General features: G+C 73.0%; 14 protein-coding genes. 10 read left to right on the top strand and 4 right to left on the bottom strand.

Features of this window, described 5'->3' with window-relative positions; translation table 11 throughout:
- Positions 1-6 precede the first annotated feature (6 nt).
- The 8 genes from moeZ to ACBJ32_RS41060 all read left to right on the top strand — a co-directional run bounded on the left by moeZ (position 7) and on the right by ACBJ32_RS41060 (position 8,982).
- The gene (moeZ, locus tag ACBJ32_RS41095) at positions 7-1,188 is read left to right on the top strand and encodes an adenylyltransferase/sulfurtransferase MoeZ (RefSeq protein WP_357877299.1); all 1,182 of its coding nucleotides are present in this window, start codon (positions 7-9) and stop codon (positions 1,186-1,188) included.
- A 38-nt stretch (positions 1,189-1,226) separates the two neighbouring features.
- A complete protein-coding gene (locus tag ACBJ32_RS41090) occupies positions 1,227-1,946 on the top strand; it encodes a hypothetical protein (RefSeq protein ID WP_375131408.1) in 720 nt (239 codons plus the stop codon).
- Entirely contained in the window at positions 1,940-3,157 is a 1,218-nt protein-coding gene (mycP, locus tag ACBJ32_RS41085; protein WP_375131407.1) for a type VII secretion-associated serine protease mycosin, read from the top strand. The genes ACBJ32_RS41090 and mycP overlap by 7 nt, the downstream gene beginning before the upstream one ends.
- A 56-nt stretch (positions 3,158-3,213) precedes the next feature.
- Positions 3,214-4,116, top strand: coding sequence for a hypothetical protein (locus ACBJ32_RS41080; protein WP_375131406.1), 903 nt, complete (start codon positions 3,214-3,216; stop codon positions 4,114-4,116).
- Positions 4,110-5,267: a S8 family serine peptidase gene (locus ACBJ32_RS41075; RefSeq protein WP_375131405.1), complete on the top strand. Its 1,158-nt coding sequence runs from the start codon at positions 4,110-4,112 to the stop codon at positions 5,265-5,267. The genes ACBJ32_RS41080 and ACBJ32_RS41075 overlap by 7 nt, the downstream gene beginning before the upstream one ends.
- Positions 5,268-5,364: 97 nt before the next feature.
- Entirely contained in the window at positions 5,365-5,724 is a 360-nt protein-coding gene (locus tag ACBJ32_RS41070; RefSeq protein ID WP_357877314.1) for a hypothetical protein, read from the top strand.
- Positions 5,712-6,026, top strand: a complete 315-nt coding sequence (locus tag ACBJ32_RS41065) for an MGMT family protein (protein WP_357877317.1) — start codon at positions 5,712-5,714, stop codon at positions 6,024-6,026. The genes ACBJ32_RS41070 and ACBJ32_RS41065 overlap by 13 nt, the downstream gene beginning before the upstream one ends.
- A gap of 208 nt (positions 6,027-6,234) precedes the next feature.
- Positions 6,235-8,982 (top strand): CDP-glycerol glycerophosphotransferase family protein, encoded by a 2,748-nt coding sequence (locus ACBJ32_RS41060; RefSeq protein WP_375131404.1) that lies wholly within the window; start codon positions 6,235-6,237, stop codon positions 8,980-8,982.
- A 35-nt stretch (positions 8,983-9,017) separates the two neighbouring features.
- Here ACBJ32_RS41060 and ACBJ32_RS41055 read toward each other — a convergent pair whose 3' ends face one another.
- Together ACBJ32_RS41055 and ACBJ32_RS41050 are read right to left on the bottom strand one after the other, a co-directional pair.
- The gene (locus ACBJ32_RS41055; RefSeq protein ID WP_375131403.1) at positions 9,018-9,644 is read right to left on the bottom strand and encodes an NUDIX domain-containing protein; all 627 of its coding nucleotides are present in this window, start codon (positions 9,642-9,644) and stop codon (positions 9,018-9,020) included.
- Positions 9,645-9,722: 78 nt separating this feature from the next.
- Entirely contained in the window at positions 9,723-10,376 is a 654-nt protein-coding gene (locus tag ACBJ32_RS41050; protein WP_375131402.1) for a class I SAM-dependent methyltransferase, read from the bottom strand.
- Positions 10,377-10,625: 249 nt separating this feature from the next.
- On the opposite strand from ACBJ32_RS41050, the gene ACBJ32_RS41045 reads away from it, so the two are divergent.
- Both ACBJ32_RS41045 and ACBJ32_RS41040 read left to right on the top strand, forming a co-directional pair.
- Positions 10,626-14,030: a UvrD-helicase domain-containing protein gene (locus tag ACBJ32_RS41045; protein ID WP_375131401.1), complete on the top strand. Its 3,405-nt coding sequence runs from the start codon at positions 10,626-10,628 to the stop codon at positions 14,028-14,030.
- Entirely contained in the window at positions 14,024-17,305 is a 3,282-nt protein-coding gene (locus ACBJ32_RS41040) for a UvrD-helicase domain-containing protein (protein ID WP_375131400.1), read from the top strand. Before ACBJ32_RS41045 ends, ACBJ32_RS41040 begins: the two co-directional genes overlap by 7 nt.
- On the opposite strand, the gene ACBJ32_RS41035 is transcribed toward ACBJ32_RS41040, so the two are convergent.
- Together ACBJ32_RS41035 and ACBJ32_RS41030 are read right to left on the bottom strand one after the other, a co-directional pair.
- On the bottom strand, positions 17,265-18,332 hold the full coding sequence (locus ACBJ32_RS41035; RefSeq protein ID WP_375131399.1) for a type III PLP-dependent enzyme: 1,068 nt from the start codon (positions 18,330-18,332) through the stop codon (positions 17,265-17,267). The genes ACBJ32_RS41040 and ACBJ32_RS41035 overlap by 41 nt on opposite strands.
- Positions 18,329-19,933, bottom strand: a complete 1,605-nt coding sequence (locus ACBJ32_RS41030; protein WP_375131398.1) for an IucA/IucC family protein — start codon at positions 19,931-19,933, stop codon at positions 18,329-18,331. The genes ACBJ32_RS41035 and ACBJ32_RS41030 overlap by 4 nt, the downstream gene beginning before the upstream one ends.
- Between the last annotated feature and the right edge of the window lies 1 nt (position 19,934).

The following is a 19,934-nucleotide window of genomic DNA, read 5'->3' as shown; positions in this document are numbered from 1 at the left end:
AGAAAAGTGTCGTTGCCACCGCTGGTCGAGCCGGCCGATGAGCTGACCGTCGACGAAGTGCGCCGCTACTCCCGCCACCTGATCATTCCCGACGTGGGCATGGCGGGGCAGAAGCGGCTGAAGAACGCCAAGGTGCTGTGTGTGGGCGCCGGGGGCCTGGGCTCGCCCGCGCTGATGTACCTCGCGGCGGCGGGTGTCGGCACCCTCGGCATCATCGACTTCGACGTGGTCGATGAGTCCAACCTGCAGCGCCAGATCATCCACGGCCAGTCCGACGTGGGCAGGCTGAAGGCCGAGAGCGCCGCGGCGTCGGTCCGTGAGATCAACCCGCTGGTCGACGTCGTGATCCACAACACGGCGCTGACCACCGAGAACGTCATGGAGATCTTCTCGGGCTACGACCTCATCGTCGACGGCACCGACAACTTCGCCACGCGTTACATGGTGAACGACGCGGCCGTGCTGCTCGGCAAGCCGTACGTCTGGGGCTCGATCTACCGCTTCGACGGTCAGGCGAGCGTCTTCTGGGCCGAGCACGGCCCGTGCTACCGCTGCCTCTACCCGGAGCCCCCGCCTCCCGGCATGGTGCCGTCGTGCGCCGAGGGCGGCGTGCTCGGCGTGCTGTGCGCGTCGATCGGCTCGATCCAGGTGAACGAGGCCATCAAGCTGCTCACGGGCATCGGCGACCCGCTGGTCGGCCGCCTGATGATCTACGACGCCCTGGAGATGAAGTACCGCGACGTCAAGGTCCGCAAGGACCCCGAGTGCGTGCTGTGCGGCAAGAACCCGACGGTCACCGAGCTGCTCGAGGACTACGAGGCGTTCTGCGGCGCGATCTCCGACGAGGCCGCCGAGGCGGCCAGCGGCTCCACGATCACCGCGCTCGAGCTCAAGGGCATGATGGACCGCGGCGAGAACATCTACGTGGTCGACGTCCGCGAGCCCAACGAGTTCGAGATCGTCTCGATCCCCGGCGCCACGCTGATCCCCAAGGGCGAGTTCCTGAACGGCTCCGCCCTGGAGAGGCTGCCGCAGGACAAGAAGATCGTGCTGCACTGCAAGTCCGGCGCCCGCTCCGCCGAGGCGCTCGCGGTCGTCAAGAACGCCGGCTTCTCCGACGCCGTCCACGTCGGCGGCGGCGTGCTGAGCTGGGTCAAGACCGTCGACCCGAGTCTGCCCAGCTATTAAGGGGTTTGCGCCGGGGCGTCCCGGTTAAGGTCGATGCCGTGAATTCCGCCCGCCCGTGGCCGACACTCGTGGTGGCCTCCGCGCTGACACTGATCTGCGCGGTGGCCGCCGGGGTGGCGGGCAGCGCGGCGGGCACGGAGCTGACCCGCGGCCCCACGGCGGCCGAACTGCGGGCCGCGGCCGAGCGGGAGGTCGCCGACCGCTGGCGCACCTGGCCCACCGGCCGTATCTTTCCCGCCACATTGCCGTACTCCGCCGAGCAGGGCGGGCAGGAACGTGCCAGCAGGATCGGCATCTCGCCGCGCACCTCCTGCGGCGACTCCGTGGACACCAAGGCGGTCAAGGCCCTGCGCAAGGCGGGCTGCCGGGGCGTGCTGCGGGCCACGTACATCGACGCCCTGCGCGGCGTGCTCGTCACCGTCGGCGTGGTCGCCCTGCGCGACGAGCTGGGCGCCGTACGCGCCAAATCCGCCTTCGCCGACACCGGCAAACCCGCTCCCGGCCTGCGCCCGCTGGCCTTCCGCGGCACGCTGTCCGACCGGTTCACACCCGCCGTGCGGCAGGCGGGATCCGTACGGCAGGCGGGGCCGTACCTCGTCCTGACCACGGCCGGGCAGGTGGACGGCAGGCCCGCGCAGGCCGCGGGCGAGCAGCGGCCGGCCATCTTCGCCTTCGCCACCGAGCTGTCCGAGCGCGTGCTGACCGATCTGAGCACGCCCAGGATGCCCGACTGCGGCTCCCGGGAGTGGCGGTGCTGAAAGCGGGCAGGCGTGGAGTGGCGGTCGCGGTGACCGGGGTGCTGCTGTTCACGGCGCCTCCCGCGCGGGCCGACGACGTACGCGGCGGGCAGGAGGCGGTGATCAGCACGCTGGCGCTGACCCAGGCATGGCGGTCCAGCACGGGCGCCGGCGTGACGGTGGCCGTGCTCGACTCCGGCGTCGATCCCGGCCATCGCGATCTGGCCGGCTCGGTACGCGAGGGCAAGGACTTCACCGAGGGCGCGAACCCGCCGGGCACGCCTCCCAGCAGGTTGCACGGCACGTACATGGCCTCGCTGATCGCCGGCCACGGCCACGGGCCCGGAAGAAAACGGGGGATCATCGGCGTCGCGCCCGATGCGGACGTACTGTCTGTAAGGGTCATTCTCGAGGACGAGGAGCCGGGTTTCCGCGCGTTCAACTCGGCCGAACGCTTCGAGAACGTGGTGGCCCGGGGCATCCGCTACGCGGTGGACGAGGGGGCGGACGTGATCAACATGTCGATCTCCAAAGAGCTGGCGACCAGGGAGGAGCGGGCGGCCGTCCGCTACGCCATCTCCAAGGGCGTCGTGCTCGTCGCCGCCGCGGGCAACGACGGGGACCGGCAGGTCGAAGGCGACTTCGCGCCCTACTCCTACCCGGCGGCGTTCCCCGGGGTGGTCTCGGTCGGGGCGACCGACCGGCGGCTGCGGCGGGCCTCGTTCTCCAACTGGAACTCCTCGGTGCTGGTGGCCGCGCCCGGCGTGGACATCATGGGCGCGGGCCCCGGCGACGAGTACTGGGTCGGCAGGGGCACCTCGCAGGCGACCGCGCTGGTGTCGGGGGTCGCCGCCCTCATCAAGGCGAGATATCCCGATATGTCGCCACCGCTCGTGGCGCGGGCCCTGGCCGCCGGCGCCACCGACCGGCCGCCCGGCGGCTACGACACCGCGACCGGCTTCGGCGTCGTCAACGCCGCCAGGGCGCTGACCGAGGCGTCCCGGCTGGCCCGCCACACCGAGACCGCCACCGGCGCCCAGGCCCAGGACCCGTCGCGGCCGGTGACCGGGCGCCCGCCGGCCCCGGTGCGGGTCGTCGTCAGGGACGAGGGGCGGATCACGGCGTACGCGGCGATCGCGGGCGGAGCGGCCGCGGGTGCGCTCGCCGCCCTGGCGGTCATATTCATCCTGGTCAGGCGCGTACGGCGGGCGCACATCTCACAAGAGGCATGATCCGGCCCCTTAGGGGGACGAAATAGACACGAAGCGAATGCGGGAACGAGGCGGTGGTGAAGGCACGTAGGTCGACCTCAGGGCTACCGCGCGCCGGGGGAGAACCCGCGCAGGAGCGGAGCAATCCGCTCGGCGCCCCCACCGGCCGCCGGTCACGCGTGCGCTCGTGGCCGGCGGCGGACTCGCGCAGGCGCACGGCCGCCAGGGAACGGGCGGAGCTGCTCACCCTGCGGCAGGGCATCCGTTACCGCCGCATCTTCGTGGCGCTGCTCGGCGTCATCATCGGCGTCTCGGCCGTCGTCGTGCTGCTCGGCACCGTCGGCCTGTTCGCCGAGACGCGCTCGCGCCCGCTGACGCCCGACGAGCAGAACCAGTACAAGCAGGAGGAGATCGCCCGCCGCTGGCAGGCGTGGCCCGCCACCGGGGTCTTCCCCGAAGAGGTGAAGTACCTCGGGCTGGACCGCGCCCAGCAGTACGCCAGGCGGGTCGGCATCGCTCCCGAGACCGACTGCGGCAAGGCCGCGGACACCGCCGTGGCCGGGGTTCTCCAGAGCCACGGCTGCGTCACCATGTTGCGGGCCACGTACATGGACCAGACGGCCTCCTTCGTGTTCACGGTCGGCGTGGCCGTGCTCAAGGACGAGGCGTCGCGCATCTCGGCCGGCGAGGAGCTCACCCAGGACGACCGCGTGGGCGTGCTGCCGGTGGCCTTCCCCGGCACGGTGAGCGAACGCTTCGGCCCCGACCAGCGCCAGCGCACCGGCTGGGTGGGCGCGGGGCCGTACATCGTGTTCTCGACGGGCGGCTACGCCGACGGGCGCACCAGGGCCGCGATCCCGCCGGAGGAGATCCTGCACAGCGAGCTGTGGCCGGCCGCCAAGTCCATCGGCAACCAGATCGCCTACTTCCTGGCGGACCCGCCCAAGGTGCCGCCCTGCACCCAGGGGAACGTGTGCTGACCGCCGTACGCGTGCTCGCGGCCGCGATACTCGCGTTCTCGGGAACCACCACCGCCGACCCCGTCAGGGACCAGCAGCAATGGGTCCTCGACGCGCTCAACGTCGAGCAGGCGTGGTCCGTCACCAAGGGCGAGGGCGTCACCGTCGCCGTCGTCGACAGCGCCGTGGACACCGGGGTCAAGGAGCTCAAGGGCCGCGTGCACAGCGGGCCCGACATGACCTCCGGCACGATCGAGCGCGAGCTGCCGCCCGGCAGGCACGGCACCGCCATGGCCGGGCTCATCGCCGCCTCCGGCGAGGACGACGGCTTCATCGGCGTCGCGCCCGGCGCGCGTGTCCTGTCGCTGCCCATGGTCATCGACGACGAGCCCGGGTTCGCCGTGCCGCCGGTCGAGGGGGATGGAACGGCGGCCGAGAGCCCGCTCGCCCGCGCGCTCCGGTACGCCGCCAACCACGGCGCACAGGTCGTCAGCATGTCGATCGGCTCCTACGGGCCGCTGCGGTCGGAGCGCGAGGCCGTCTCGTACGCGCTGGGCAAGGGCGTCGTGCTCGTCGCCGCCGTGGGCAACGACGGCCAGACCCCGTACGCCAAGGAGAAGGGCACCTCCTACTGGAGCTTCCCCGCGGGCTACCCGGGCGTCATCGGCGTGGCGGCCACCGACAAGCAGGGCAGGCGGGCCACGTTCAGCAGCGACAACCTCTCCGTGCTGGTCTCCGCGCCCGGCGTCGAGGTGCCCGTGGTCAAGCGCGGAGGCGGTTACGAGCTGTCGGAGGGCACCAGCTCGGCCGCCGCGCTCGTGGCGGGCGTGGCCGCGCTGATCAAGTCGCGTTACCCGAGCCTGCGGCCCGAGCAGGTGGCGCAGGCCCTGGCGGCCAGCGCCAGGGGACGGCCGGCCGCCGGGTACGACGACCAGACCGGCTTCGGGGTCGTGGACGCCGCCGCCGCCCTGAACGCCGCCGAGCGGCTGACCGGTGCCAAGCGCAGTATCGTGCCCGGCATGGAGCACTTCGGGCAGGGCGAGGACTCTCCCGTGCCGACGCGGCCGGGGGCCGACCCGCTGCGGCTGTGGTTGTACGGCGGCGGGGTGCTGATCGCGCTGGTCGCCTTCTGCGGCGCGATCGTCGTGCTCAATCAGCGCAAGGAGGAGTGACCTCGGCCGGTGCGAAGAAGAGCGACCTCGACCAGCGCGAGGAGGGTCGGCCGAGCCGATTCTCGTTGGGGGAGAAGATCCGCTATGGTCCCGCTCCATGGGATACGAGCTGCGGGTGGTGCGTGAGTCGCCACTCGCCTTCGCGGAGCTCGCGAAGGCCATCGCGCCGGCCGGTTTCGAGCTGCGCGGATCCGAGGAGATCGTGATCGGCCACGCGGGCGGCGTGCACGCCGTGGCGCGCTGGCAGGGCCAGCTCGTCGGCGAGCCGGGCTCCGACTGGCAGGTCGCCCAGCTCCTGCGCCTGTCCACCGCCCTCGGCGGCCGGCTGATGGGCGAGGACGGCGAGGAGTACATGCTGAACGAGGGCGTCATCGAGGTCTCGGCGGCCGGCGGCGTGGTCGAGATCGGCAAGTTCGAGGAGATCATCGACGCCGGTCCCGCCGCATGGAGCCCGTGAACCCGTTCGCCGAGCGGGTGCTCGACCTGGTCGAACGCATCCCGCCCGGCAAGGTCATGGCCTACGGCGACATCGCCGAATACCTCGGCGAGGGCGGCCCCCGCCAGGTCGGCAAGGTCATGAGCACGTGGGGAGGCGGCGTGCCGTGGTGGCGCGTCGTCCACGCGGACGGCACCGCCGCAGCCCCCGACCACCTGCGACGATGCCTGGCCCACTGGCGCGAGGAAGGCACCCCGCTGCGCGGCGAACGGGTGGACATGCGCCTGGCCCGCTGGGACGGGCGTTCAGGCGATTTTCAGTAACCCTCCTGACCTGCGGTTTCGTCAAACCGGCGATTCTGTGACATGTGACTCCCATTACCATGGGCAGAACACTGATGGCGGCCCGAAAGGCGGTGCCTCCCCTATGGCAACCGGCGTCACAGCCCAGAGCCAGGGCGGCGATTCGCTCGCCGACCGCCTGAAGGCTGTCCAGGATCTCTGCGATCGTGGCGAGCCTCTCGAAGCGGTCATGCGAGCGGTCGGCCCCGGCGGTCGCGACGCGGCGTTCGACAGCGAGGTGCTCAGCGGCCCACTCGGGGCCCGCATCGACCTCGCGGTCAAGCGTGGCGCGGCGCGACGGCGGGAAATGCTCGACCTCGTGCGCCCGTACCTCAAGGGCGTGGACGCGCGCGTCAAACGCGACCTGCCGGTCGCCCGCCGCGTCATCTGCCATCTGATCGAGCACCGTCCCGACGAGGAACTCGTCGAGGGCGAGACGCTCGCCACGGTGGTCACCGCGGCGGCCGAGCCGTCCAAGCGCATCCGCAAGGGCTTGAGCTGGTACGCCGACCTGCCCTTCCGCGACGAGCTGCCGCCCGGCCTCTACCGCCTGCGCCGCTCCGACCTGGTGCCGGTCACCCACATCGACGACATCGTCTGGGCCGGCGGGAAGCTGCGCGTGAGCGGCTTCGCCTACCTGGCGGGGCTGTCGGTGCGCAGCCGCAGGTTCAACCGGGCCACGGTGGTGCTGCGCGGGCCGCGCTGGCTGCCGCCGATCCGCCTGCGCACCCGCCGCGTCCTGGCCCCCGAGGCCACGCACGGCGCGCGCGAGCCCGGCTGCAACTACGACTGGTCCGGCTTCGCCGCCGAGCTGAGCCCGTGGCCGCTGCGCTGGCGCGGCGCCGTGCGCGGCGTGGTGTCCGGCGTGCGCCGCCGCATGCGGCACCGCCCTTCCGTGCCCGACGCCACGACGTGGCGGGCCGAGATCGTGTTCTGGAGCCGGGGCGCGCGGGCCACGGGCCTGCTGCGCGGCTCCTCGATCGGCCGTCCCGAGCGGCCCGCCGGGCTCAAGCTGAAGCCCGGCTGGTGGGTCAGGCCCGTCTGGACCTCCGACCGGGCGCTGCAGGTCGTGCTCCAGCCCAACAGGGCCGAGCTGACCGGCGTGACGCTCGACGGCGACCGGCTGGAGCTGAAGATCTTCCTGCCCGGCAGGCAGGTCACCAAGGGCCACGCCCGGCTCGGCGGCCACCGTATCGCCGCCGAGTTCACGCCGTCCGGCGACGGCACCCAGGTCGTGGTCGGCCTGGCCGTGCCCGCCCTGCTCCAGGAGAAGGACGGCCGGCGGCTCTGGGTCGAGCCCAAGGGCGACCCGGCGGCCTCCGTCATGCTGGCCGACCTGGTCGAGACCCGCACGCCGGTGGGCGACCGCGAGATCACCGTGCTCGGCGACCGCCGCGACCGCGTCGTCGTCTCCGCCCACCGCATCCGCCCCGTGATCACCTCGGCGGTCTGGGAGGGGCCGGCGCTGCTCCTGCGCGGCCACTACCCCGACGCCCCCGGCCCGCGCACGCTCACGCTGCGCCACCGGTCGGGGCTGTCGTACCTGCTGCCGATGGAGCGCTCCGGCGAGGAGTTCTCCGTACGCGTGGAGCCCGCGTCCATGGACCGCTTCGGCGAGCCCGTGCCGCTGGCCTCCGGCACCTGGAACATGTCGCTGCGCCACCCGTCCGGCGAGATCGTCCCGCTGCGCATGGACCACGCGGCCCTGGCCGGCCTCGACGAGGAGCCGCGCACGCTCGGCGGTCACGTCTTCCGCATGATCTCGACCCGCTTCGACGTGCCGGTGATCACCGTGGAGGAGTCCAGGCCCGCCGAGGAGCGCGGCGTCGCCGGCACCCACGTCCTGCGCCGCGTGTTCTACCCGGCCCAGCGCACCGAGCCGCTGCGCGACACGACCGTCTACGTCGTCAACGACGGCCGCCACTACTCCGACAGCGTCCGCGCCGTCTACGAGGAGCGGCTGCGCAGGGGCGACGACCGCGAGCACATCTGGATCGTCAAGGACGGCGCCTTCGTGCCGCCCGGCGGCGCCACCGTCGTCCGGGCGGGCAGCCGCGAGCACCACGAGGCGCTGGCCCGTTCCCGCCACATCGTCACCAACTCCTTCCTGCCCGCCTGGTTCCGGGCGCGCGAGGACCAGGTGGTGCTGCAGACCTGGCACGGCACCCCCGCCAAGCTCATCGGCAACGACCAGCCCCACATGCAGCGCGACCCCCGGCCGCCGATCTGGCACCGGCAGGCGGCCGAGGTGCGCGGCTGGGACCTGCTGCTGTCGCAGTCGCCCTGGGCGACGCCGGTGCTGCGCAAGGCGTTCGGCTACAAGGGCGAGATCCTGGAGAGCGGCCTGCCCCGCAACGACGTGCTCAACTCGCCCGACCGCGACGCCCTCGCCGCGGCGGTGCGCGAGCGGCTGGGCCTCGCGCCGGGCAAGCGCGTGGTGCTGTACGCGCCCACGTGGCGCGACTACGACCGCAAGAACGCCATGGTCAAGCTGGACCTCGCCAAGGCCCGCGAGGCGCTGGGCGCCGACCACGAGATCCTGGTGCGCGCCCACCCGATGCAGGCCATGCCCGCCGTCCCCGACATCGCCCGCGACGTCACCACCTACCCCGACATCGCCGACCTGCTGCTGGTGGCCGACGTCCTGGTGACCGACTACTCCTCGGTCATGTTCGACTTCGCCTGCACCGGCAAGCCGATCGTCCTGTACGGCTACGACCTGGCGAAGTACTCGTCGAAGCGCGGCCTCTACATCGACCTGCCCGAGCAGGCGCCCGGGCCGCTGCTGTCGACGTCGGCCGAGGTGGTGGAGGCGCTGCGCTCGATCGACGAGGTCGCGGCGGCCCACGCCGACCGCTACGACGCCTTCCGCGCCACGTTCGCCCCCAGGGACGACGGCAAGGCCACGGCCCGGGTGGTGGACCGGCTCTTCTCCTGACCTCGCGTCTCCTGACCTCGCGGGCCGCCGCGAGGTCAGAAGAGGTCGGGCAGGTTTCCCGGCAGCGGGTAGATCTTCTTGGGGTCGTACTCGTACAGGAAGCTCAGGTCCGAGGTCTTGAGCACGATGTCGTCCGGCAGGCTCTCGGCGTACGCGTACAGCAGCGCCGAGATGCTGGTCCCGCAGACGACGTCGCCGTTGCCGATCAGCCTGCGGACGTGGGCGAGCGGCACCCACTCCACCCGCTCCGCCTCCCAGGGGTGGGACGGCGCCCCGATGCGGGTCGCGGAGTCGGCCCGGTAGATGTGGTTCAGCCCGTCGGAGAACCCGTTGCCGGGCTGCACCGCCAGCAGCGGCCGCAGGGCCCCCGGACGCCAGCCGGTCTCCTCCTCGACCTCCCGCGCCGCCGCGGCCATCGGCATCTCGCCCTCGTCCACCTGCCCGAGCGGGATCTCCCACCCCCAGCTGTCGGTGATGAACCGATGCCGCCAGATCAGCAGCACCCGGTCCTTCTCGTCGGTGACGACGGCTCCCGCTCCCGGCGCCGTACGGACGAGGCGGTGGTCGAGATGGCGCCCGTCGGGCAGCTCCACGTCCGCGATCCGCACGTCGAGCCATGGGTCGCGGTAGACCGACCTCTCGGAGTGGACCTGCCAGCGCATGCGATCAACCCCCCGCACAGGGAACGTTGACCCTACGTTACAAGCCGCCACACTCCGTACGCGACCGGATCGCCGAAGTCACTTGCGCAGCTCGACCTCCACGGTCAGCGGCGTCTGCCGGATCTCGTACGAGCCGAAGCCCGCCCCCGGGACGAGCGCCTCGAACTCGGCCTTGGTGTACGCCCGCCGCGGCAGGAACGACCGCAGCGCGAACCTGGTGAACATCCTGGACACCACGCCCATCCTCATCCGCGCCACGTCGTCCTCGACGGCCTGCTTGGACACGTCCCTGCGCAGATCGACGATCAGCCCGGTCCCGCCCGGCCGCAGCACCCGCCGCATCTCGCGCAGCGCCCCCGCCGGGTCGGCGAAGTTCTTGAACGCGGCGAAGCAGACGAGGAAGTCGAAGGCGTCGTCGTTGAACGGCATGGCCGAGGCGTTGCCGAGCCGGAAGTCCACCGGCACGCCGGCGTCGAGGGCCTTGCCCCGGGCGATCGCGATGAACGTCTCGCTGATGTCGAGCCCCGTGACCGTGTAGTCGCCGGTTCCGGCCAGGGCGATCGACAGGTAGCCGGGGCCGGGGGCCACCTCCAGGATCCTGGAGCCCTTGGGGGCGTACTGCCGTACCTTGGCGACCTGCTCGTCGTGGCGGGAGGCGGCCTTGCCGTTGCTGGTGTCGTACCAGCGGGCGATCGGGCCCTCCATGCTGATGCCTCTGTAGCCCTTTGTCATGACAGACACGATATGTCGCGTCCTTGGGAAGTCAAGATATATCGCGCTACAGGTGAAGCTCGTGGCGAACAAAGTGCCCGGCGTGTCGCAAGAAAATCTGACTTTTGCCTCGATACGGTAGGCGGATCGCTAGGGGAGACCGGGCAAGTCGGCACGATCTACCCCTGTGGTCTGGTGGAATCTAGTGCTGTGAGTGCTCAGACCTGGCGATTGGTGCGGCGCGGCAGCGGGGGGCCCGATGTGCCTCCTGTGCTCGATGAGCATCAGCGTGCCGTGGTCGGGCACCGGAGCGGCCCTCTCCTCGTTCTCGCAGGTCCTGGCACCGGCAAGACGACCACGATCGTGGAGAGCGTGGTCGACAGGATCGAGCGGCGCGGCACCGACCCCGAGCGCGTGCTGATCCTCACCTTCAGCCGCAAGGCCGCCGAGGAGCTGCGCCGCCGCGTCACCGGCCGCCTGCGCCGCACCACCCGCACGCCGCTGGCCATGACCTTCCACTCCTACGCGTACGCGCTGCTGCGCCGCGAGTGCGTGCTGGCGGGCAAGGCGCCGCCACGCCTGCTCACCGGCCCCGAGCAGCTCCTGGAGATCCGGCGGCTGCTCCACGGCGAGCTGGAGATCGGCGCCCCCGACTGGCCCCAGTCGCTGCGCGAGCCGCTCAGGACGCGCGGCTTCGCCGAGGAGCTGCGCGACTTCCTGTCCCGTGCCAACGAGCGCGGCCTCGACGCCGAGCGGCTGATCGCCCTCGGCCGGCTGCACGGGCGCGCCGACTGGGCGGCGGCCGGGCGCTTCTCCGAGCGTTACCAGGACAGGTTCGACCTGGCCCCCGAGGAGACCTACGACTACGCCGAGCTGGTCGGCGCCGCCACCGCGCTGCTGGCCAGGCCCGAGATCCGCGAGCGCGAGCGGGCGGCGCACGACGTCGTGTTCGTGGACGAGTACCAGGACACCGACCCGGCGCAGGAGCTGCTGCTGACCCAGCTCGCCGGCGACGGCCGCGACCTGGTCGCGGTGGGCGACCCCGACCAGTCGATCTACGGGTTCAGGGGCGCCGACGTGCAGGGCATCATGAAGTTCCCCGAGCGGTTCAGGACGCTCGACGGCCGCGAGGCGCCGGTGCTGGCGCTGCGCGTGTGCCGCAGGAGCGGGGCCGACCTGCTGGAGGCCTCCCGCCGGCTGGCGGCCAAGCTGCCCGTCGCCCCGGCGCCGACGCAGGAGCCCGGCCAGACCCCTGACGACTGGCCCGACCATCGGCCCGACCATCGACCCGACCATCGGCACGGCCACCGCGACCTCATCGCGCCGCCGGACGCCGACCCTGGCGACGTGCGCGTGCTGCTGGCCGACAGCACCAGCCAGGAGGCCGCGATCGTGGCCGACACGCTGCGCCGCGCCCACCTGATCGACGGGGTGCCGTGGCACCGGATGGCGGTGCTCGTCCGCTCGGCCAGGCGGCAGGTGCCGCTGCTGCGGCGGGCGCTGACCAATGCCGGCGTGCCGACGATGATCGCCGGCGACGAGGTGCCGATCGCGCAGGAGCCTGGCGTGCGCCCGCTGCTCACGATGTTGCGGGTGGCGCTGGATCCGTCCCAGCTCGACGAGGGCGTCGCCGAGGAGCTGCTGACGGGCCCGCTCGGCGGCACCGACATGATCGGCGTACGCCGCCTCCGCCGCGCACTCAAGATCGCCGAGAACGAGGCCATGGGCGTGGCCGCCGGCGAGGCGGCCGGCCGGGGAGATCCGGACGAGGACACGGCCGGCGAGCATGCGGAGGCCCAGGGCGACGAGCATGCGGAGAGCCGGAGCGGCGAACGCGCGGGAGACCGGGGCGACGAGCGTGCGGAGGACCAGGGCGACGAGCGTGCGGAGGACCAGGGCGACGGGGGCGCGGAGGGCCAGGGTGACGAGCCCGTGGTGGCGGGGACTGCCGAGGAGGTCGACGGTCTCCCGTTCAAGGCACGCTCGTCCGGCGAGCTGCTGGTCGCCGCGGTCAAGGACATCCGCGAGCTGACCCGCGTCGAGCCGCACGTCGCGCTGCCCGCCGAGCGGGTGGCGAGACTCCTGGCCGCCGCCCGCGAGGCCGTGCGCCAGGACGGCACCGCCGAAGACCTCCTGTGGACGATCTGGGACGCGAGCGGCCTGGCCCCCCGCTGGAGCGAGCAGAGCCTGTCGGGCGGCCCCAGGGGCGCGCAGGCCGACCGCGACCTCGACGCCGTGGTGGCGCTGTTCGACCACGCGGCCAGGTTCGTGGACCGGATGCCCATGGCGGGGCCCGAGGTGTTCCTCGACGATCTGGCGGCCCAGGAGATCCCCGGCGACACGCTGGCCGACCGCGCCCCCGACGGCGACGCCGTGCGCGTGCTGACCGCCCACCGCTCCAAGGGCCTCGAATGGGACGTCGTGGTCGTGGCGGGCGTCCAGGAGGGCGTCTGGCCGGACCTGCGCCTGCGCGGGTCGCTGCTGGGCGTGGAAGACCTCATCGACGTGGTCGAGGGCGGCGAGCCGAACAAGACCTCGCTGGTCTCCAAGATGCTGGCAGAGGAGCGCAGGCTCTTCTACGTGGCCGCCACCAGGGCCAGGCGCCGGCTGGTGGTCACGGCCGTGGGCGGCGAGGACACCGACGAGCGCCCGTCCAGGTTCCTGTCGGAGCTGTTGCCGGGCGCGGTGGAGTCGGCCACGGTCGACGACCGGGCCCGCTGGCTGAACATGTCCGCCCTGGTGGCCGACCTGCGCAGCGCGGTGACCGACCCGACCAAGCCGCGCAGGGTGCGGCACGAGGCGGCCCGGCAGCTCGCCCGCCTGGCCGCCGCCGGGGTGCAGGGCGCCCACCCCAACGACTGGTACGCGCTCACCCCGATCTCCGACGACCGCCCGCTGAGCTGGCCGGACGGCGTCGTCAGCATCTCGCCGTCGGCGGTGGAGAGCTTCACCAAGTGCGGCCTGCGCTGGCTGCTGGAGACGGCGGTCGGCGCGGCCGGCACCAGCACCGCCCAGGGCCTGGGCAACATCATCCACGCCCTGGCCGTCCTGGCGGCCACCGACCTGCCCAGCGAGGACCTGCTGGGCGACCGCCTCGACCAGATCTGGAACGACCTCGACTTCGGCGGCGTCTGGTACAACCGCAAGCAGCGCCAGGTGGCCGAGCAGATGATCGGCAAGTTCCTGCGCTGGCACAAGGAGAACCCGCGCGAGCTGGTGGCCCTGGAGGAGGCGTTCACGGCGATGGTGTCGGAAGGCGTCCTAATCAAGGGCCGCGTCGACCGGGTCGAGCGCGACTCCGACAACCGCGCGGTGATCATCGACCTCAAGACGGGCGGCTCCAAGCCCAAGGCGGGCGACCTCGATCGCCATCCGCAGCTCGGCGTCTACCAGCTCGCCGCGCTGCTGGGCGCGTTCGCCCGGCACGGCATGACGGAGCCGGGCGGCGCCGCGCTGGTGCAGCTCGGCAAGGCGGCGGGCAAGAACGAGGCGCTGGAGCAGTCGCAGGGCGCGCTGGGCGACGACAAGGACCCGGGCTGGGCCAAGGACCTGGTCGACACCGTGGCGACCGGCATGTCCGGCCCGTTCTTCCAGGCCAAGGTCAACGACGGCTGCCGCACCTGCGCGGCCAGGGCGAGCTGCCCGGTCAACGACAACGGGGGCCAGGTGTGCTGACCCCGGTCGAACTCGCCGGCAAGCTCGGCATCCTCCCGCCCACCCCCGAGCAGGCGACGGTCATCGAGGCCCCGCTGGAGCCGATGGTGGTCATGGCGGGCGCCGGCTCAGGCAAGAGCGAGACCATGGCCGGCCGCGTGGTCTGGCTGGTCGCCAACGGCCTGGTCAAGCCGGAGAACGTGCTGGGCCTGACGTTCACCCGCAAGGCCGCCGCCGAGCTGGCCACCAGGGTGCGGGAGCGGCTCAACGGCCTGGCCGAGGCCGGGCTGGTCGAGCCGGGCGCGCTCGACAACGAGCCCACCGTGTCCACCTACCACGCCTACGCCGCCCGCCTGGTCACCGACCACGCGCTGCGCGAGGGCCTGGAGCCCACCATGCGCCTGGTCACGCCCGCCGTGTCGTGGCAGCTCGCCTCGCGGGTGGTGGCGATGTACGACGGGCCGATGGACAGGATCGAGCTGGGCCCGCCCTCGGTCACGGCCGCGCTGCTGGAGCTGGCAGGAGAGCTGTCGGAGCACCTGCGCTCGCCCGCCGACGTGCGCCGCGTGGGGGAGTGGCTGGAGGCCAGGCACGCCGTGCTCCCCGGCAGGACGACCCTGGCCCAGCGCAAGCCGCTGAACGTGCACTCGGCCAGGGAGCAGCTCCTGCCCCTGGTGGAGCGGTACGAGCGGCTCAAGCGCGCCCGCGAGGTCATCGACTACGGCGACCAGATGTCGCTGGCCGCCAGGATCGCCGCGAACCACAAGGAGGTCGGCGAGATCGAGCGGGGCCGCTACTCGGTGGTCCTGCTCGACGAGTACCAGGACACCAGCCACGCCCAGCTCGTCCTGCTGCGCTCGCTCTACGGCGGCGGCCACCCGGTCACCGCCGTGGGCGACCCGTGCCAGTCGATCTACGGCTGGCGCGGCGCCTCGGCGGGCAACCTGCGCCGCTTCCCCTCGGACTTCCGCACGGCCGCCGGCGACCCGGCCCCGGTCCGCCAGCTCAGCGTCAGCTTCCGCAACGGCGACCGGGTGCTCGACGTGGCCGCCCGCGTCCAGCTCCCGCTGCGCATGGAGGCCCGCGAGGTCCCCGTGCTGGTCCCCGGCCCGAACCGGGTCGAGCGTGGCCGTGTCACCTGCGCCTTCCACGAGACGGCCGAGGACGAGGCCAGGTGGATCGCCGAGGGCATCGCCAGGCTCCTGGGCCAGGAGACCGCCCCCGACGGCCTGCCGTGGGGCGAGAAGGAGCGCAAGAAGACGCTCGCCCTGCAACCCCAGGACGTCGCCATCCTGGCCCGCAAGCGCTCGCAGTTCCCCGCGATCCGCAGGGCGCTGGAGGAGCGCGACATCCCGGTCGAGGTGGTGGGCCTGGGCGGCCTGCTGACCGTGCCCGAGGTGAACGACATCGTGGCCACCCTCCGCGTCCTGTACGACGCCACGGCGGGCGACGCGCTGGCCAGGCTGCTGGCCGGGCCCCGCTGGCGGATCGGCCCGGCCGACCTGCGGGTGCTGGGCGAGCACGCCCGCACGCTGGCCCGCGAGCTGAGCCAGAGCCACCGCGAGGACGACCCGCTCGACCAGGTGGTGGCCGACCTGGCCGAGGAGCGCGGCAGCCTGGTGGACGCGCTGGACGAGCTGCCCGACAGGGAGGAGTGGCTGGAGCCGTTCTCGCCGCTGGCCCGCACCAGGCTGGTGGCGCTCGCCCAGGAGCTGCGGCAGCTGCGCGCGCACACCGCGCAGCCGCTGCCCGACCTGATCAGCGAGGTGGAGCGCAGGCTCGGCCTGGACATCGAGGTGGCGGCGCGCAGCGGCACGGTGGGGGCGTTCGCGGCGCGGGCCGACCTCGACGCGTTCCTCGACGCGGCCTCCAGGTTCGCGGGCGATGCCGAGGATCCGACGCTGGGGGCGTTCCTGGCCTACCTCCAGGCGGCGGAGAGCGAGGAGTTCGGCCTGGAGGCGGGCCGGGTCGGCGAGAGCAACAGCGTCAAGCTGATGACCGTGCACGCCTCGAAGGGCCTGGAGTGGCCGGTCGTGGTGGTGCCCGGCCTGTCGCAGCTGCTGAGCTCGAAGGGGACGATCGCGACCGGCAGCATCTTCCCCGCCACGCCGGTGATGAACAGCCGGTGGACGGAGAACCCGCGCAAGCTCCCGTACGCGCTGCGCGGCGACGCGGCCGACCTGCCCCGGCTGGGCGGGCTGAGCAAGGAGGAGCTGGCGGCCTTCGACGAGCACTGCCGCGAGCGGGACCTCATGGAGGAGCGCAGGCTCGCGTACGTGGCCGTGACGCGCGCCCACTACCACCTGATCGCCTCCGGCTACCGCTGGGGCAGCGCGACCAAGCCGCTGGAGCCGTCCGACTTCCTGCTGGAGATCCGCGACACCGCCGACCGGATCTCGTTCTGGGCGGACGACCTCGAAGAGGGCGCCACGAACCCGCTGCTGGCCGAGCCCGCCGCGGCCACCTGGCCGGTCGAGCCCGAGGGGTTGCGCTACGAGTCGGTGCTCGACGGCGCCCGCCTGGTCGAGGACGCGCTGGCGGGCACGCTGGGGCCGTACGAGGACGAGCCGATCAAGGCGTACGAGGAGGAGCGGCTGAGGGCCTGGCAGCGCGACACCGACCTGCTGCTGCGCGAGCGGGAGCTGCACCGGCGCAGGCCCGCGACCACGGTCGAGCTGCCGATGAAGCTGACCGTGTCCTCGCTCGTCACGCTGGCCGCAGACCCGCGCGAGCTGGCCCGCAGGATCCGCCGCCCCGTGCCGGTCAAGCCCGCGCCGCTGGCCCGCCGGGGCACCTCGTTCCACAAGTGGCTGGAGACGCGGTGGGACCAGCAGCGGCTGATCGACGACCTGGAGCTGTACGACGAGGAGCTCGAAGAGGCCGATGTGCGGCTGGCGGAGCTGCAGGAGCGGTTCGAGCAGAGCGAGTGGGCCGACCGGCGGCCGGTGGATCTGGAGGTGCCGTTCGAGACCATGATCGCCGATCGGCTGGTGCGCGGGCGCATGGACGCCGTCTTCGAGCGGGCCGGCGGCGGCTACGAGGTCGTCGACTGGAAGACCGGGCAGCCGCCGAGGGGCAAGAAGGCCGCCAGGGCCGCCGCCGTGCAGCTCGCCGCGTACCGGCTGGCCTGGTCGCACCTGGCGGAGGTGCCGCTGGAGGAGGTGGGGGCGGCCTTCCACTACGTCCGCGCCAACCGCACCGTGCGCCCGGTCGACCTGCTCGACGCGGGCGGGCTGGTGGCGCTGATCGAGAGCGTCAGGCGCGTAGATGGTGGAAAGCCGGCTTCGGATGCATGAGGAAGTCGTGGTGGGAGATGTTCCAGGCGTAGGCTCCGGCCATCTCGAACACCACGGTGTCCCCCACGCCCACCGAAGTCACGATATTTCGGGCGAAAACGTCTTTCGGGGTGCATAGCTGGCCGACGAGCGTGACCGGTTCGTCCGCCACGTCCGGCCTGCCCGCCGGCAGGACGGTGAACGGCTGGTCGTGCCCCTTGGTCGCCGGCGTACGCAGGTGGTGGGTGCCGCCCAGCAGGACCGCGTACGCCTGGCCGCGCACCCGCTTCACGTCCACGACCCTGGTCACGTAGTACCCGCAGTAGACGGTCAGCGCCCGGCCCGGCTCGATCCGCAGCCGCCTGCCCCGGCCGAGCTCGGCCAGCCCCCTCCCGTACGCCTCCCAGTCGAAGCGGGACCCGGGCGACTCGTACGACACCGCCATCCCGCCACCGAGGTTGACCTCCTCGTAGGCGTTGTCCAGCAACCGCCGCGCCAGCCCGAGCAGCCGCTCCGCGTCGAGCCCGCTGGCCAGGTGGGTGTGCAGGCCGCGCAGCCGTACGCGGTCGCCGAACAGCGGCAGGCACCGCGCCACCCCGTCCTCGTCCATCCCGAACGGCCCGCTCATCGTCAGCGCCGCCCCCTCGACCGGCAGGTCGGGGTTGAGCCGGAGCAGCACGTCCGCCTCCAGCCCGGTGCCGAGCAGGCGGCGCAGCTCGTTCGGGGACTCGACGTGGATGCGGTGGTGCGGCAGGCGCAGCTCGGCGTCGGTCTTCCCGGGCCCGCCCAGCGCCACCCGCGCGCCCGGGAACAGGGCGGTGACGTGCGCGTGCTCGCCCGCCGACGACACCTCGAACCCGTCCACGTGCCCGGCCAGCACCCGCAGCACCTCGGCGTCGGGGTTGGCCTTGACCGCGTAGTACAGCTCGACGGCCCCCAGCGCGCGCCGTACGGACGCGACGTGCTCGTCCAGCGCCGGCAGGTCGTACAGGTAGGCGGGCACCTCGGGCAGGGCCGCGGCGGCCGTCAGGACGTGCGGGCCGATCATGCGAGCGGGTTCGCGATCGGGACGTAACCGGCGGCGCGGTCGGCCGCCCTGGCCCAGCGCACGCCCAGGTTCGCCTTGGCGGGCAGCGGGGCGCCGGCCAGCAGGTCCGACAGCGGCAGCGGCCATCCCAGGGCCGCCGCCTGCCGGTCGAACAGGCTCCTGGCGCTGCGCCACAGCTCGCGCAGCAGCTGGTCGTCCGTGCCCGCGAGCGTGGCGGCGATCTCGGTGAGGTGGTTGACGAGCAGGCAGTAGACCACGCGGGCCCAGCCGCGCTCGGCGTCGTAGGTGAGCGCGCGCGCCACCTCGGGGTGCAGCCCGCCGAGGTCGTGGCGGCCCGCGACGAGCTTGGTGCCCTCCAGGTCGCGGAAGACGGCCTCCACGGGCATGCCGTCGCCGTCCAGGCCGACCAGGACGTTCTGCAGGTGGGGCTCCAGCACCACGCCGTGCGCGAAGTACAGCTCCAGGACCGGCAGCGCGACCACCGTCACGTACGAGCGCCACCACGCGGCCGGGTCGGGCGCCTTCGCGTCGAGTGCCAGGGCGCCGGCCAGGATCGGGGTGACACCGGGGGAGCAGGCGGCCCAGGGGCTGCGCCTGACGATCACGCCCAGGCCCTCGTGCAGCCTGCTGCCGAGCGCGACCGACCGGTATCCCGGCTCGGGGAGCCAGCGGGTCGTCGGGTGATGCGCCGAGACCTCGGCGAACACCGGCCTGAGCCGCTCGGTCAGCTCCACGGCTCCGGCCAGCTCGTACCAGGCGTTCTTGCGTACGCAGTTGGTGATCCGCACGTCCAGGGAGAACTTCAGGCAGACCTCCGCCTCCGGCACGTACACCGTCCGCACCGACGAGGTCGGCACCACCACCGGCCCGGGGCCCAGATCGATCAGCTCGCTCCCGAGCACCGGCCCCAGCAGCTGGAGCTGCCACGGATGCGCCGGCAGCACCCGGTAACCGTCGGGCCCGCTCCCCATGGCGTCCAGCGCCGACGCGTCACCGCCCTCGGCCAGCGCGTCCTCCGGCACGCCGAGCAGCCTGACGGGGAAGCGGGCGTGCGCCTCGGGCGCGTACGCCAGCCAGCCGTCCCCGCCCCGCGCCTTGGGGCTGGGATGGAACGGGTGCCCGTACACCAGCGCCTGCTCCGAGGCCAGCCACGGATCGGCGGGCGGCACGGCCGCTGCCCTGGCCCGCAGGATGGCCGCCACCGCGTCCCTGCTGGCCGCCACCTGCTCGGCGAACTCGCCGTTGTACCCCTGCGGCCCGCTCTGTCCCCGCGGCCCGTTCTGTCCCGGCGACCCGCTCTGCCCCTGTGGGTCGTTCCGCTCCTGCAGCTCTGTCTCGACCAGCCGGACCAGCTCGTCGGCCGCCAGCGGCCGCCACACGCCGGCCTCCAGCCGCTCGGGCGGGCCGTCGAAGCGCAGCGCCGCCCCGCCATGGGTACGCGCCCGCAGCAGCGTGCCCGCCACCCGCAGCAGCAGGTACGGCGGAGCCGGCCACACCAGCCCGCGCGGCCCGGCCACCTCCCGCACGCAGCAGCGCAGCAGGGCCGCCAGCGTCGCCTGCTCGGCAGGGCCGGAAGGCGCGTCGATGGCCAGTCCGTGCATG

Origin of the sequence: Nonomuraea sp. GTA35, from assembly GCF_041950525.1 — a bacterium.
Lineage (GTDB): Bacteria > Actinomycetota > Actinomycetes > Streptosporangiales > Streptosporangiaceae > Nonomuraea.
The sequence above is the reverse complement of the archived record's forward strand: the minus strand, read 5'-3'. Positions and strand labels throughout refer to the sequence as shown.

Excerpts from the sequence above, each read along its gene's own strand:
- ACBJ32_RS41070 (WP_357877314.1), top strand. The coding sequence starts at position 5,365 with ATGGGATACGAGCTGCGGGTGGTGCGTGAGTCGCCACTCGCCTTCGCG.
- ACBJ32_RS41065 (WP_357877317.1), top strand. The coding sequence starts at position 5,712 with ATGGAGCCCGTGAACCCGTTCGCCGAGCGGGTGCTCGACCTGGTCGAA.
- ACBJ32_RS41060 (WP_375131404.1), top strand. The coding sequence starts at position 6,235 with ATGCGAGCGGTCGGCCCCGGCGGTCGCGACGCGGCGTTCGACAGCGAG.
- ACBJ32_RS41055 (WP_375131403.1), bottom strand. The coding sequence starts at position 9,644 with ATGCGCTGGCAGGTCCACTCCGAGAGGTCGGTCTACCGCGACCCATGG.
- ACBJ32_RS41050 (WP_375131402.1), bottom strand. The coding sequence starts at position 10,376 with ATGACAAAGGGCTACAGAGGCATCAGCATGGAGGGCCCGATCGCCCGC.
- ACBJ32_RS41035 (WP_375131399.1), bottom strand. The coding sequence starts at position 18,332 with ATGATCGGCCCGCACGTCCTGACGGCCGCCGCGGCCCTGCCCGAGGTG.
- ACBJ32_RS41030 (WP_375131398.1), bottom strand. The coding sequence starts at position 19,933 with ATGCACGGACTGGCCATCGACGCGCCTTCCGGCCCTGCCGAGCAGGCG.